We start from the raw sequence: 14,903 nt of genomic DNA, 5'->3' as shown, positions 1-14,903 counted from the left end.
TTCGGGGGCGGGGGTCAGCGGGTGAGCGCGCGGCGCAGGGCAAAGCTGACGCCATCAACCAGCGCCACCAGCAGCAGCATGGCGAGGATGACGGTGGCAGCGGACGGCATCTGGAACAGCGACAGGTGGTATTTGAGCATCTGCCCCAGCCCGCCGGCGCCTACCACGCCCAGGATGGCGGCGGCGCGGATGTTGTTCTCCCAGCGGTATAGTGTATAGGACAGCATCTGCGGCAGCGTCTGCGGCAGGGTGGCATAGAAGAAGGCCGCGCCGGCGCTGGCGCCGTTGGTGCGCAGGCTCTGCTCGGGCAGAGGCGCGGCATTTTCCAGTGCATCGGCAAATAGCCGGCCCAGCACGCCGGCGGTGTGCGCGGCCAGTGCCAGCGTGCCGCCGAACGGTCCCAGACCGGCGGCAATCAGCAGGATGGCGGCCCAGACCAGCTCCGGTATGGAACGCAGCACATTGAGCATGGCGCGCATGGCGGCGCGGGCAGTGCGGCCCATGCGCCCCGAGGCGGGCAGCGAGAACAGCAGGGCCGCCAGCACGGCCAGCAGGGTGCCCAGCGCCGACATGGCCATGGTTTCGACGGCAGCCCAGCCGGTTTTGATGAGGAAGGGCGTGGCCAGTTCCGGCGGGGCGAAACCGGCCAGCAGCTCCATGACGCTGCGCACCGCATCGAGGGTGAAGAACTCGCGCCATTTCAGTGGCAGCGAGACAAAGCTGGCGATCATCAGCAGCAGCACCAGCAGCATCAGGCTGATGACGGTCCAGTCACGACCGGGCGGAGGCGGCAAACGGGTTTTCATCCTAGACGGCGGCGCAAGGTTTTGGAGAACAGGTCGGCCAGCGCTACCAGCGCCACGAATACCAGCAGCATGGCGCTGACTTCGGCGCCAGCCAGCATTTTCATGGATTCGTCCATGCGCTGGCCCAGGCCGCCGGCGCCGACAAAGCCCATGACGACGGAGCCGCGGATGGCACATTCCCAGCGGTAGACGGTGTAGGACATCAGTTCGGCAGCAGCTTCGGGCAGGGCGCCATAGAGCAGTGCCGCCAGCCGCCCGCTGCCATTGGCCAGCAGGGCATTGCTGGCGCGGGCGTCGGACGATTCGAGTATTTCGGCATACACTTTGCCCAGCATGCCGCAGTAGGTGAGGGCAATGGCCAGCACACCGGCAGTGGGGCCCAGACCGATGATGCGCACGAAGATCAGCGCCCACACCAGTTCGGGTACGCTGCGCAGCAGCACCATTTTCCAGCGCACCAGCTGGCGTACGGCGCGCGCCAGCGGGTGCATGCGCCCCGTGCCCAGCCGCGAAATCGACAACTGTTCGTTGATGATGAGGGTGGCGGGGATAGCGCCGATCAGGGCCAGCGTGAGGCCGGCGGTGGCGATGGCCACGGTCTGCCAGGTCTGCTCGGCCAGCATCAGCAGAAATTCGCTGCTGTGGGCTGGCACGAGGAAATCAGCCAGAAAACGGCCAGTGGCGCTCAGGCTTTGCCAGTCCAGCAGCAGCCATGGTTTGAATTCCGTCACCACCAGCATGGGCCACAGCAGGAGCAGCGCCAGCACGCAAGCGGCAACGCGGCCGCGCCAGGCGGGGTCGGGATGCGTGCTGGTGAGCGTGGTGGTCATGGTGCGGTTTAGCGCGGCGGGCAGCCGTGGTATCGGTGAGCCGCTATGATAGCAAAGATACCGGACGTGCTGGCCACCACCCGCCTAGAGCGCTTTGAGAAAGGCGGCCAGATCGGCTGCCTCCTGCACCGTATAGCCGATATTGAAGCGGGTGTCGTAGAACTGCACCAGCTGTTCGATGCTGGCGGCCGAACCGTCGTGGAAATACGGCGAGCGCGATTCCAGCCCGCGCAGGCTGGGCACCTTGAAGCGGCCTATGTCCTTCCATTTCCCGCTCAGCATGGCGGCGCCCGGGTCGCTGACGCTGATCGTCTCGCCGGTAGTGCTGTTGCGCAGGGTGTACAGGGGCAGGTCGGCGCTGCGGCGGCTGGCTGCCGACACGCCGGTATTGAACATGCGCGCCACCGATTGCGAGCCTATGCCGGGAGCGTCGTGGCAGCTGGTGCAGCTGCCGCGTGCCAGCGGCCGGCGCAGTTCGTCGTTAAAGCCGGCCACGCCGCTAATGTTGAAGCCCTTGTTGTTGAATATCTGTTCACCGCGGGCGATGGCGGCGCGCGCCACGTCGGTGGCGGAAGGCGGTGCAGGCGGACGGCCGCGCTGCGCTGGTGCTGGCGCTGGCGGCCGGTCCAGATTACGCCATGCGCCGAACAGGGTGATAACGTCGCGCTTGAACGGGGCGCCGGTCTGGTAGTCGCCCGCATCGATATCATTGATACCGAAGTAGTAGGCGGTTTGCGACAGTGCCAGCGGGCCGCCCAGTGCACCCGCCGCGGTCAGGCTGCCGGCAGTGGAAGAATTGATCTGGGCGGTGTACAGGGTTTGCTCGAAATCGACGATGGCGCGCTGCTGGGCCGCGCTCAGGTCCTGCGCTGCTTCGGCGTGGCCGCGCACGGCGTCATTGGCCTGATGCAGCAGGCTGCTGGTGATGCTGGCAAAGCACAGGGCCGGACGGGTATTGCGCACGCAGTTGGCGCCCGTGTTGGCGCTGGCGGTTTCGCGGCTATCCCACATGACGCTGCTGAGGAAAGTCAGATTGGTGGTGGGCAGGGGGCGGCGGAATAGCGATAGTTCGCTGGCGCTGGCGTAGTGGTAGGGATCGTCCACGCGGCTCAGGGTGAATTCGGCGGCGGACGGCAGCGCCAGACCTACCCGTATCAGGCCTTTGCCCAGCAGCAGAGCATAGGCCAGCCGTTTCTGTTCCAGCGTGGCGGTGGGGGCTTGCGGCGATACGGCGCCGTCCACGCTGCGGAATACGGGATCCAGACCGGCGCTGCTGTCGAAGCGGGCCGCCAGCTTGTCCGGCCCTATGCTCCAGCCATTGTCGGGCTGGTGGCAGCTGGCGCAGCTGCGCCCATTGCCCATGGGCTGAAAGAAGGGATTGCTGCTATCGATGCTGCCCCTGCTGCTGATAGTGAGGGCGCTGCCGGCTTCGTTGCCGACCGGCTGCAGCGGATTGGCGGCTAGCGCCAGTAGGCTGGTGGCGGCGCTGGTGGTGGCATTATTAGCCGTATTGGTGGCTGCCGCGCCCTGCACGGGCGCGCCTTGCGCTAGCCGCGTGCCGCTGCTGCTGGTGGCGATGTCGGTGCTGCCACCACCGCAGGCGGTCAGCAGGGCTGCACTAAGCAGGCCGGCCGCCAGTGGTGCACTAGGCTGGGAGGGAAGCGGGCGCATGATGGTCTCCAATCTTGTACGGTTGATGGCGCCAGCTTGGCGGGCAAATGTGCAGGAAAAATGCAGGCAGCAATTCTTGTCGCTTAAATGCAGCATCGTCGCGCGGCCGGACGGGAAAGGCAGCACATCCACATTTCATGCACATTCGGCAGGTATGATGGCAACACACCATGTGGTGTAACGGGACTTTCAGGACGCGCATGCCTAACCGATGGCGCTTAACCATTGCACGCAAGCTGGCACTGGCCATTACGGCCATCGTGCTGCTGTGTCTCGGCACGATGGCGTGGGTGACCAGCGTCAGTCTGCAGCGTGGTTTTGTCTCCTATCTGAACCAGTTGCAGACGCAGGATCTTGACCAGTTGCGCGTGCTGCTGGAACAGCGCTACCGGCGCGAGGGCAATTTCGAATGGCTGCGCGGGCGGCCCCGCGCGCTGGGCGATCTGGTGGCGCAGATGCAGCCGCAATTGCAGGCCGATGCCGACGATGGGCGGCCACGCCCCGAGGGGCGGCGCGGTCCCTTGCGTCCGGATGACAGGCGCGGACCGCCACGCGAGGATGGACCGCCCGGCTACGGACGTCCCGCACCGCCAGCCCCACGGGCCGATCCGCCGCCCAACCGGCATGATCCGGTCGGTTTTCTGTCGCGGATTTCCATCGTCGATGCGGACGGCCGCACGCTGATAGGTCCGCCCGATTTCCCGCCCGGGATAGAACGCGATATCAAGGTCGATGGGCAGGTGGTGGGACGCATGCGGCTGCTGCCCTTGCGTCAGGCCGGCGGCAGCGATGCCAGCGCAGCAGGCTTTCTGCGCGACCAGCTGCGCAATATCGTGCTGCTGGCCTGCGCCTTGCTCGGGCTAGCCATCCTTGCCGCGATCTGGCTGGCGCGCCATCTGCTGCGGCCGGTGGCGGCACTGCGCGATGTGACGGCGCGGCTGGCCAGAGGCGAGTTTGCTGCCCGTGCGCCCTTGCTGTCGCGCGATGAACTGGCCGAACTGGCGCTGCATGTGAATGCCATGGCCGAGGCGCTGCAGGCCAGTGAACAGCAGCGGCGCCAGCAACTGGCCGATGTATCGCATGAATTGCGTACGCCGCTTTCCGTGATCCGTGGCGAAATCGAAGCGCTGCAGGATGGCATACGGCAGGCCGATGCGCAGGCGCTGGCTTCGCTGCACAGCGAGGTGCTGCGGCTGAACCAGCTGGTGGATGATCTGCACCAGCTGACCATGGCCGATGCCGGCGACCTGCAATATGACTGGCAGGTGGTGGAACTGGCACCGTTGCTGCAGCCGCTGCTGGTGCGCTACCAGTCGCGGGCCTGCGAACAGGGACTGGATCTGAGCTGGCAACTGGCGCCTCAGCCCCTGCGGGTACGCGCCGACGCGGGCCGGCTGACGCAGGTGCTGGTCAATCTGCTGGAAAACAGCCTGCGCTATACCGATCGCGGCGGACAGATAGTACTGACCCTGCAGCTAGTGGGCACGCAGGCCGACATCACGCTGGAGGATACGGCGCCGGGCGTCCCCGCAGGCGCCCATGCGCAGCTGTTCGAGCGCCTGTACCGGGTGGATGCGGCGCGCACGCGCGAGCGGGGCGGCAGCGGTCTGGGGCTGGCAATCTGCCGCGCGCTGGTGCTGGCCCATGGCGGCAGCCTCAGCGCCAGCGCCTCGGTGCTGGGCGGCGTGCGCATGCAGCTACGCCTGCCGCTGTCGTTATCAGCTGCTGCCCGTCACCAGGAGCGATAGGAACGATGGAATATCCTGCCCACATACTGATCGTCGAAGACGATGCCAAGATTGCCGCGCTGCTCAAGGACTATTTTGTCGCTGCCGGCTATCGCTGCAGCCATGTGGCGGACGGCCATGCTGCGCTGGAGCAGGCGCGTGGCGGCGGGATAGATCTGATGCTGCTCGATCTGATGCTGCCCGGGCTGGACGGCATCAGCGTGTGCCGTGGCGTGCGTGAATTCTCCCAGCTACCCATCATCATGCTGACCGCAAGGGTGGCGGAAATCGATCGCCTGCTAGGGCTGGAAACGGGAGCGGACGACTACGTCTGCAAGCCTTTCAGCCCGCGTGAAGTGGTAGCGCGGGTGCGCGTGCATCTGCGCCGCAGTATGGCGGCGCAGGGGCCGGGCATGCCGGCAGTGGCAACACCGCTGCCGGCTGCTGCGGGAGCTTCGGCACAGGCCGGACTGGTGGTGCAGCGCGAACAAATGCGCATTACGCTCGACGGCGTGGTGCTGGCGCTGACACCGGTGGAATTCCGCCTGCTAGCCGAACTGATAGCCCACCCGCAGCGGGTATTTTCGCGCCAGCAGCTGCTGGATTTATCGCACGAGGATCAGCGCGATACCAGTGACCGCACAGTCGATTCGCATATCCGCAATCTGCGCCGCAAGCTGGCCGCGCGGGCCGAGTGCCTGCAATCCGTGTACGGAGTAGGCTACCGCTTCGAGCCGGCGCTGGCAGCCTGAAAGGTTCACAGGCAGGCGCCAGCACCGGGAACGACGGCCATCGGATCGATTTCCGCTGGCACAGGCGCAGGCGCGGTGTACGAGTCGCCCTGATACAGCGTGGCGATCATGGCGGGCGAGACCTGTTCGCGCGGCAGGTCGAAGGCGATACGGCCATCGCGCAGCGCAATGATGCGGGGGAAGTGGCTTAGCGCCAGTTCCACCTGATGCAGGCTGCAGATCAGGGTGGCATTGCGCTGGCGCGCTTCTTCGCGCAGAGTGTTGAGCGTGAGGCTGGAGAGCGCCGGATCGAGCGCCGACAGCGGTTCGTCGACCAGCAGTGCCTGCGCCGGTGCCAGCAGCAGGCGCGCCAGCGCGCAGCGCTGCCGTTCGCCGCCGGACAGGCGGTCTACGCGCGCATACAGCTTGTCGCCCAGATTGAAGCGCGCCAGCGCCTGCCATGCCGCTTCCGGATCGGCTGGCTTGAACAGCGAAGCCAGTGCGCGCCACAGACTCCATTGCGGCAGCCGTGCAGCCAGCACCGCCGTAACGACGCGCTGGCGCGGTGGCAGCGGCGGCGTTTGCGGCGCCAGAAACAGCTTGGCGCGCAGGCGGTGGCGTTCGCTGTGCGACAGCTGCCACGGCGCCACGCCGAACGCCTGCAGGCTGCCGCTGGCCGGTTGCTGGGCCAGTGCCAGCGTGGCCAGCAGCGTGGTTTTGCCCGCACCCGAAGGGCCGATCAGGGCGATCTGCTCGCCCTGCGCGATATCCAGATTCAGGCCATGCAGCGCGGCCTGCTGCGTTGCGCCGGGATGGCGCACCGTCAGCTCTTGCAGTTGGTAAGTCAGCATCGATTACTTCTTCAGCAGGCCTGCGTTCTGGGCTGCTGCTTCGATAGCGGTGTAGTTTTCGGCCTTGGTCGGAATGAACTTGGAAGCGCGTTGCAGATCCATGATGACCTTATCCTGCGGATTTTTCGGGTCCAGCGCAAGGAAGGCGTCGGTCAGTTTTTTCTTCAGATCGGCGTTCATGTCGCTGCGCACGCTCCAGTTGTAATCGTAGTAGCCGGGGGTGGTGTAGAACACGCGGACGACGGCCGGATCGACCTTCTTCTCGCCTACCATTTTTTCCCACACCGAGATGTTGAGGGCACCGGCATCGACTTTGCCGCCTGCCACGGCAGCCACGGTCGCATCATGGGCGCCGGAGAAGGCGATGCGTTTCAGGTCAGTATCCGGATTGATTTTTGCAGCCAGCAGGTAGGAACGCGGCATCAGGTGGCCCGAAGTGGAGGATTCCGAACCGAAGCTCAGGGTGCGGCCTTTCAGGTCTTCCAGCTTGTTGATGTCTTTATTGGTGGTGATGAAGACGGAGCGGAATTTCTCGTCCTCGGCACGCTGCACCAGCGGGGTAATCTGGTTCTTGCTGCGGTCCTTGGCCTGTACGAAGGTGAAGCCGCCGAACCAGACCATGTCTACCTTTTTATTGATCAGGGCTTCCACCGAAGCGGCGTAGTCGGTGACGGGGGTGAATTCCACCTTCATGCCGATTTTCTTCTCCAGATATTCGCCCAGAGGCTTGAACTTGCGCTGCAATTCGGTCGGTGCTTCGTCGGGAATGGCCGAGACGCGGAAAACGTGGTCAGCCGACTGCGCCTGAGCGAAGGCAGTGGTGGCCAGCAGCGCAGCGGCAAACAGGGATTTGAGCGTGTTCATAGGGGGAAACTTCATGGCGGTGGCCTTATCCTGATGGTGGTTGATGGATGGTCTGAGTGGGGCGCCGCACTGAAATACCGGCGTCACACAGGACAATACGACTTCAGCTATCATAGCAAACATCCGCAGCCGGGATCATCACCTTGAAAGGGTTAGCAATGATGCAGATGACGGAAAGTTGCAGTACCCGGCCTATGGCCTCTACAGTCAGCAGCGTCTGCAGCACGGCGGAACTGGCCCGCTGTAACGAAGCGGGAGCGGCACAGGGCAGCCCCGCCGTACTGGCGGAAATTAGCACAGGGCTGCTGGCACGCCGCTCGCACATCTCGCCCAAATACCTTTACGACACGCTGGGTTCGCGCCTGTTCGAAGCCATCTGCGAGCTCGATGAATACTATCCCACCCGCACCGAAGCGTCGATTTTCACCAGCCATGGCGAGGCCATTGCCGCCTGCGTGGGGCAGGGGGGCAGCCTGATTGATCTGGGGGCCGGCAATTGCGCCAAGGCGGCCAGCCTGTTCCCGCTGCTGCGTCCGCAGCAGTATGTGCCACTTGATATATCCGCCGAATTTCTCGCCACTGCGGTGGCCGGACTGCAGCAGCGTTTCCCCGCCATCGCCATGACGCCGCTGGGAGTGGATTTTTCGGCCGGATTCCAGCTGCCCGAACATGTGAGCAAAAGTCGCCGGGTGTTCTTCTACCCCGGTTCGTCGATCGGTAATTTTTCGCCGCCGCAGGCGGTAGGCCTGCTGCGCAATCTGCGCGACAATCTCGGCGCCGATGGCGGCCTGCTGATAGGAATAGATCTGGTCAAGCAAAGCAGTGTGCTCGATGCAGCCTATAACGATGAACTGGGCGTGACGGCTGCTTTCAATCTGAATCTGCTGCGCCATGTGAACCGGCTAGCTGGCGCCAATTTCGATCTGCGCCAGTGGCAGCACTGCGCCTACTTCGACGAAGCGGCCAGCCGCATCGAGATGCATCTGCAGGCGCAGTGCGATGTCACGCTGCGCTGGCAGGGCGGGGCGCGCCAGTTTGCCCGTGGCGAGCGGATACATACGGAGGACAGCTACAAGTACACCCGCGGCGGTTTCAACCAGTTGCTCGCTAGCGCAGGCTTCGAAGCAGTGCAGTACTGGACCGATCCGGCTAACTGGTTTGCCGTGCTGTATGCGCGTGCGGTGACGCGGTGAGTGCTTTGCCCGAGTATTACCAGCAAGTGCGGCGCCATACGCTGGCACTGGCGGAGCCGCTATCCGACGAGGATTGCGGCGCCCAGTCGATGCCCGATGCCAGTCCGGTGAAATGGCATCTGGCGCACACCACCTGGTTTTTCGAGACATTTATTCTGGAGCGGCAGGAACCGGATTTTGCGCCGTTTCATACTGCCTTCCGGGTGCTGTTCAATTCCTATTACAACGGCATAGGCGAGAAGCATCCGCGTGCCCAGCGTGGTCTGCTGACGCGGCCTTCCATGGCGCTGGTGCGCGACTACCGGCGCAATGTCGATGCCCGCATGGTGCGGTTGCTCGCAGCCGCTGCCGCGCAAGACAGGACAGAGCAGCTAGCCGGACTGGCGTCGCTGGGACTGCAGCACGAACAGCAGCATCAGGAGCTGTTGCTGACGGATGTGAAGCACCTGCTGGCGCAGAATCCCCTGCTGCCTGCCTATCTGGAGCGGCCTTTGCCGCCTGCGGCTGCACCTGCTGCCATGCAGTGGCTGCCGTTCGAAGGTGGCGTGTGCCATATCGGCTATCAGGGCGCAGAGGGGGGCTTCTGCTTCGATAACGAATTGCCGCCGCACCGGCAGTTTCTGGAGCCGTACGAACTGGCGAGCAGGCTGGTGACGAACGGCGAGTATCTGGCCTTTATCGATGCGGGCGGCTATGCCGACGTGACGCTGTGGCTGGCCGAAGGCTGGGACTGGGTGCGCAGCCAGCAGCTGGCTGCGCCACTGTACTGGCGGCAGGACGAACAGGGGCAGTGGCATGAATACACGCTGTATGGCGAGCAGGCGCTGGATCTGGCGCGGCCTGCCTGCCACCTGTCGCTGTACGAAGCCGATGCCTATGCGCGCTGGGCCGGTGCGCGCCTGCCGACGGAGGCGGAATGGGAACATGCTGCGGCCTGCGGTGCGGTGGTTGCGCCGCAGATCATCGAGGGCTACCATCCTGCCGCAGCCACAGCCTTGGCCGCAGAACAGGCAGGTCTGCTGCAGATGTTCGGCCACGGCTGGCAATGGACCAGCAGCAGCTATGCCGCCTATCCCGGCTTCCGCACGGCGGAGGGGGCGCTGGGCGAATACAACGGCAAGTTCATGCTGAACCAGTATGTGCTGCGCGGTTCATCCTGTGCCACGCCCGCGGGACATGCGCGTGCCAGCTACCGCAATTTCTTCCCTGCCAGCGCGCGCTGGCAGTTCACCTGCATACGGCTGGCGCGCGGGCCAGCCTAGACCGGTTTCAGGCCGACAGGCGGAACTGGGCCACCATCTGGTTCAGATCATCGGCCTGATCCTGCATGGCCGCGGCTGCAGCGGCGGCCTGTTCCACCAGCGCCGCATTCTGCTGGGTGACTTCATCCATCTGGCTGATGGCGATGTTGATCTGTTCGATACCGCCTAGCTGTTCGGTATCGGCGCGGGTAATGTCGCCCACGATAGAGGTGACGCGGCGTATGCTTTCCTGCACCTCGTCCATGGTGCTGCCGGCCAGCTCCACCTGTTTGGCCCCGGCCGAAACCTTGTCCACCGAATCGTCGATCAGTTCCTTGATCTCCTTGGCAGCGGCCGCCGAGCGCTGGGCCAGATTGCGCACTTCGGTGGCCACCACGGCAAAGCCGCGCCCCTGCTCACCGGCCCGCGCCGCTTCCACTGCAGCGTTCAGTGCCAGAATATTGGTCTGGAAGGCGATGCCGTCGATGACGGCAATGATGTCGACGATCTTGCGCGACGAATCGTTGATCGAGTTCATGGTGCCCACTACCTGGCCGACCACTTCGCCGCCACGGCGGGCCACGTCATTGGCGGCGCGCGCCAGTTCGTTGGCTTCGATGGCGTGGCCCGCATTGTTCTTCACGGTGCTGGTCAGTTCTTCCATCGAGGCGGCAGTCTCTTCCAGCGAACTGGCCTGTTCTTCCGTGCGCGAGGACAGATCCATATTGCCGCTGGCGATTTCGCTCGATGCGGTGCGGATGGCGGAGGTGCTGCCGCGCACGCGGCCGACGATGTCGGACAGGTTATCCGTCATCTGGCGCAGTGCTGTCAGCAACTGGCCCATTTCATCCGTATGCTCATGGCTGATATGGCAGGTCAGATCGCCTTTGGCGACGGCCTCCGCTGCCGCCACTGCAACAGCAATAGGCGCGGTGATCGAGCGGGTGACGCGCCATGCGGCCAGCGCGCCTATGGCCAGTGCAGCGATGCCCATCCAGATCATCATCTGGGTGGCAACGCTGATGTTATGTTCGATTTCTTCGCCATGCTTGGTGACGAGGGAGCGCTGGCGCTCATTGAGTTTGATGATGGATTCCTGCAGAGTAGTCAGTTTGGGCAGCATGTCGGTATGCAGGGCCGTGATGGCGGCCTCGCGCTGGCCCGAACCTAGCAATTTGCCTACCTGCGTGAAGGAAGCGACATAGGCTTTGCGCTGCACGCCGATTTGCTGCATCAGGGCCTTGCCTTCTTCACGCATAATCAGTTTGTCCAGCGTTTCCAGCGCCGCCGTGATGGCTTTCTTGTTGCTGTCGATTTCCTTGTAAATGGCGGCGATGCGGCCCGCATCGTCCGTCGTGAACAGTTCCAGCGTCAGGGTGGAATTAGCCCGGGTAGTGCTGCTGACCAGTGCCGCCGCATCGGCTTTGATCCAGTCCTGATCGATGATGGTGCTGCTCAGCGTGCCGATACCGTTGAGGCGCTGCAGGCTGACGCCGATCACGATTGCCATCAGCAGGAGTACTGCACCAAAGGCAGCGCCCAGACGCGCGCCGATTTTCAGGTTGGAGATGAACATGGCGACTTTTCCTTGGCAGGTGGATTTCAATTCAGTATATCGAGATCCGCTGCATGAAGAATTTAGCCCGTTGCAGCGCAACAACGAAAAGGCCGCGTATTTCTACGCGGCCTTTTGTTATTTATTCACTGCTAAAATGATAGCTTCAGACAGGGGCAGTTTCCTTGCTTTCAGGCATGGTTTCCTTGCGTTTCAACTGACGGTTGACTGCGCTCAGCACGGCCTTGAACGAGGCGGTGACGATGTTGCTGTCGATGGCCGCACCGAACAGGGTAGGGCCGTTGGCCAGACGCAGTTCCACATAGCAGGCTGCCTTGGCGTTGGCGCCGGAACCGATCGAGTGTTCGTGATAGTCCATCAGTTTGATGTCCAGTCCCAGTGCATTGACGAAGGCGTCTATCGGGCCGTTGCCGCCACCCTGCAGGGCCAGCGGTGCATGCTGGTGCAGCAGGGCGATATCGATCTGCACCGGTTCGTCGCTGGTGGTATCTTCGATCAGCTTATGGGCGCTGTAGGCATACGGCGTCACCGGCTCGAAATACTCTTTGCTGAAGATGTCGTAGATGCCCTGCGCGGTGATTTCCAGACCGGTGGCGTCGGCCACTTCCTGCACGGCGCGGCTGAATTCGATCTGCAGGCGGCGTGGCAGTACCAGACCGTAGTCCTGTTCCAGCAGATAGGCCATGCCGCCTTTGCCGGACTGGCTATTGACCCGGATAACGGCGTCGTAGCTGCGGCCCAGATCCTGCGGATCGATAGGCAGGTAAGGGATCTCCCACAGCGCGCCTTGCTGCTGCTGGGCGAAGCCTTTCTTGATGGCGTCCTGATGCGAGCCGGAGAAGGCGGTGAACACCAGATCGCCGACGTAAGGGTGGCGCGGGTGCACCGGCAACTGGTTGCATTCTTCCACCACCTTGCGCACTTCGTCGATGTCGGAGAAGTCCAGACCCGGATGCACGCCCTGGGTGTACAGATTGAGTGCCAGCGAGACCAGATCGACGTTGCCGGTACGTTCGCCGTTACCGAATAAACAGCCCTCGACGCGGTCGGCGCCGGCCATCACGGCCAGTTCGGCCGACGCCACGGCGGTGCCGCGGTCGTTATGGGGGTGCACGCTGATGATCAGCGAATCGCGCCGTGCCAGCTTGCGCGACATCCATTCGATCTGGTCGGCATACACATTGGGCGTGCTGCACTCCACCGTCGATGGCAGGTTGATGATCATTTTTTTCTGCGGGCTAGGTTCCCAGATGGCCGTGACGGCGTCGCAGATATGCTTGGAGAAGTCCAGCTCCGTGGTGGAGAACGATTCAGGCGTGTATTCGAAGCCCCAGTCGGTCTGCGGGTGCTGCTTGATCAGCTCCTTGACCAGTTTGGTGCCGGTGGTGGCGATGTTGGTGATCTGTTCGCGCGACATGCCGAACACCACTTTGCGGAACACTGGCGCCACCGAGTTATACAGGTGGATGATGGCGCGCTTGGCGCCGGCCGCCGATTCCACCGTGCGGCGGATCAGTTCTTCGCGCGACTGGGTCAGCACGATGATGGTGACATCGTCAGGAATGCGGTTTTCCTCGATCAGCATGCGCACGAAGTCGAAGTCGGTCTGCGAGGCGGAAGGGAAGCCCACTTCGATTTCCTTCAGGCCGATTTTCACCAGCAGTTCGAAGAAACGCAGCTTCTTCTCGGTGCTCATAGGCTCGATCAGAGCCTGATTGCCATCGCGCAGATCGGTGCTCATCCAGATAGGCGGGCGGCTGATGATCTGGTTAGGCCACTGGCGGTCGGTCAATTGAACGGCGGGGAAGGCGCGGTATTTCGCTGCCGGGTTTTGCAACATCATGGGGTGCTCCTGAGTCTTGAAAAAGAAAAGTGCTGGATGCCGGCCTGGGCTGGCGCTCTGCTGTGGCAACTGGCTGCCGGGCGGCCACGGGACACTAGGCCAGGCAACCGATCGGTAGCATTAGCAGTAGCGGCAGGGCGCATGCGTGCACAGGCAGCGCGCGGGTGGTCGCGGCGCAGGCGCTGGTGCCAGATGGAGCATGGGTAGCCGGGTTGAACATCGGTGCAAACTTTCCTGGGTTTTTAGACTGGAGGGGCTTGTGGCCGCCGCCGGGGGGTACAGCTGGAACGCGATTTAAGCGCGTGCTAGTAGGCGCGCTGCTAGCGATAGGGCGCTGGCAGGCGATAGCAGGAAAGCGGATAGGTGCAGATGCGAGGTCATGGGCTTTAATGTACGAGAAAGCCGGCGCCGGTGTCAAGCAAAATTGCTTGATGGTTCACGCCAGTCTGGTATCGTGGTGTTTTTTTGTCGAGTAATACCATGTTGATCTTCCGCCAGCTCTATGACGCCGCTTCTTCTACCTATACCTATCTGCTGGGCGACCGTGCCAGCGGCGAAGCGCTGCTGATCGATCCTGTCTACGAGCAGGTGCCGCGCGATCTGGCACTGCTGGAGGAACTGGGCCTGCGGCTGGTGGCCACGCTCGATACCCACGTCCATGCCGACCACGTGACGGGCGCGTGGCGCCTGAGCCAGCGCTGCGGCAGCCGCATTGCGCTGGCGTCGGTGGCCGGTGCGCAGGGCGTGCAGCAGCCGCTCAAGCACATGGACATGGTGAGCTTCGGCAGCCGCCATGTGGCCGTGCGCGCCACGCCGGGCCACACCAATGGCTGCCTGACTTTTGTGCTCGATGACCAGAGCATGGCGTTTACCGGCGACTGTCTGCTGATACGTGGCTGCGGCCGCACCGACTTCCAGCAGGGCAGCCCGCGCCACCTGTTTGCTTCCGTGCGCGGCCAGATACTGACGCTGCCCGATGACTGCCTGCTGTATCCGGGCCACGACTATCGCGGCATTACCGTGACCACGGTGGCGGAAGAGCGCCGCTACAATCCGCGTCTGGGTGGGGACGTGGATGTGGGCGATTTCACCGGCTATATGGACAACCTGCATCTGCCCCATCCCAAACAGATGGCCGTGGCGGTACCGGCCAATCTGCGCTGCGGCCAGCCGGAAGGCGCTGCGCCGCCACTGGATAATCCGCACTGGGCGCCGCTGACGCTGCGCTTTAGCGGCGTGTGGGAAATCGAACCCATGGCCTTGCTGGAACTGGGCGAGCGCGTGCAGATTGTCGATGTGCGCGAGGAGGCCGAGTTCATCGACCAGCTGGGCCATCTGCGGGGCGCCAGGCTGGTGCCACTGTCGCAACTGACGCAGCGGATGGACGAATTCGAGCGTGAACGTCCGCTGGTGGTGGTGTGCCGTTCCGGCGTGCGTTCGGCGCAGGCCAGCGTGCTGCTGACCAAGGCCGGTTTCACCCAGGTGGCCAATCTGGCTGGCGGCATGCTGCGCTGGCGCGGTGAAGCGCTGCCGGTGGAGGACGCTGCAGAATAAAGCCGCTGGCTGGCCG

General features: G+C 63.6%; 12 protein-coding genes. 5 read left to right on the top strand and 7 right to left on the bottom strand.

From position 1 onward, the window contains the following. Positions 1-14 precede the first annotated feature (14 nt). The 3 genes from phnE to GTP27_RS02090 all read right to left on the bottom strand — a co-directional run bounded on the left by phnE (position 15) and on the right by GTP27_RS02090 (position 3,307). A complete protein-coding gene (gene phnE / locus GTP27_RS02100) occupies positions 15-806 on the bottom strand; it encodes a phosphonate ABC transporter, permease protein PhnE (RefSeq protein WP_161037510.1) in 792 nt (263 codons plus the stop codon). Then, a complete protein-coding gene (locus GTP27_RS02095) occupies positions 803-1,636 on the bottom strand; it encodes a PhnE/PtxC family ABC transporter permease (RefSeq protein WP_161037509.1) in 834 nt (277 codons plus the stop codon). Before GTP27_RS02095 ends, phnE begins: the two co-directional genes overlap by 4 nt. Before the next feature lie 84 nt (positions 1,637-1,720). Further along, positions 1,721-3,307, bottom strand: a complete 1,587-nt coding sequence (locus GTP27_RS02090; protein WP_161037508.1) for a cytochrome C — start codon at positions 3,305-3,307, stop codon at positions 1,721-1,723. A gap of 200 nt (positions 3,308-3,507) precedes the next feature. Here GTP27_RS02090 and GTP27_RS02085 point away from each other — a divergent pair, with 200 nt between their 5' ends. Together GTP27_RS02085 and GTP27_RS02080 are read left to right on the top strand one after the other, a co-directional pair. Then, positions 3,508-5,055: an ATP-binding protein gene (locus tag GTP27_RS02085; protein WP_161037507.1), complete on the top strand. Its 1,548-nt coding sequence runs from the start codon at positions 3,508-3,510 to the stop codon at positions 5,053-5,055. 5 nt (positions 5,056-5,060) lie between these two features. Next, positions 5,061-5,786, top strand: a complete 726-nt coding sequence (locus GTP27_RS02080; RefSeq protein ID WP_161037506.1) for a response regulator — start codon at positions 5,061-5,063, stop codon at positions 5,784-5,786. A gap of 5 nt (positions 5,787-5,791) precedes the next feature. Here GTP27_RS02080 and GTP27_RS02075 read toward each other — a convergent pair whose 3' ends face one another. After that, positions 5,792-6,616: a phosphonate ABC transporter ATP-binding protein gene (locus GTP27_RS02075; protein WP_161037505.1), complete on the bottom strand. Its 825-nt coding sequence runs from the start codon at positions 6,614-6,616 to the stop codon at positions 5,792-5,794. A 3-nt stretch (positions 6,617-6,619) separates the two neighbouring features. Beyond that, entirely contained in the window at positions 6,620-7,495 is an 876-nt protein-coding gene (locus GTP27_RS02070) for a putative selenate ABC transporter substrate-binding protein (RefSeq protein WP_161037504.1), read from the bottom strand. 179 nt (positions 7,496-7,674) lie between these two features. Here GTP27_RS02070 and egtD point away from each other — a divergent pair, with 179 nt between their 5' ends. Both egtD and egtB read left to right on the top strand, forming a co-directional pair. After that, a complete protein-coding gene (egtD, locus tag GTP27_RS02065; RefSeq protein ID WP_229633312.1) occupies positions 7,675-8,673 on the top strand; it encodes an L-histidine N(alpha)-methyltransferase in 999 nt (332 codons plus the stop codon). Then, a complete protein-coding gene (gene egtB / locus GTP27_RS02060) occupies positions 8,670-9,935 on the top strand; it encodes an ergothioneine biosynthesis protein EgtB (RefSeq protein WP_371865879.1) in 1,266 nt (421 codons plus the stop codon). The genes egtD and egtB overlap by 4 nt, the downstream gene beginning before the upstream one ends. A gap of 7 nt (positions 9,936-9,942) precedes the next feature. Here the strand turns inward: egtB and GTP27_RS23990 are convergent, their stop codons facing one another. Together GTP27_RS23990 and leuA are read right to left on the bottom strand one after the other, a co-directional pair. After that, entirely contained in the window at positions 9,943-11,490 is a 1,548-nt protein-coding gene (locus tag GTP27_RS23990) for a methyl-accepting chemotaxis protein (protein WP_161037503.1), read from the bottom strand. Between the two features lie 145 nt (positions 11,491-11,635). Then, a complete protein-coding gene (gene leuA, locus GTP27_RS02050) occupies positions 11,636-13,333 on the bottom strand; it encodes a 2-isopropylmalate synthase (RefSeq protein WP_161037502.1) in 1,698 nt (565 codons plus the stop codon). Between the two features lie 483 nt (positions 13,334-13,816). Between leuA and GTP27_RS02045 the strand changes: the two genes are divergently transcribed. Further along, a complete protein-coding gene (locus GTP27_RS02045; RefSeq protein ID WP_161037693.1) occupies positions 13,817-14,887 on the top strand; it encodes a rhodanese-like domain-containing protein in 1,071 nt (356 codons plus the stop codon). Positions 14,888-14,903 lie beyond the last annotated feature (16 nt).

Source organism: Duganella qianjiadongensis (assembly GCF_009857915.1).
GTDB lineage: Bacteria > Pseudomonadota > Gammaproteobacteria > Burkholderiales > Burkholderiaceae_D > Rugamonas > Rugamonas qianjiadongensis.
The sequence above is the reverse complement of the archived record's forward strand: the minus strand, read 5'-3'. Positions and strand labels throughout refer to the sequence as shown.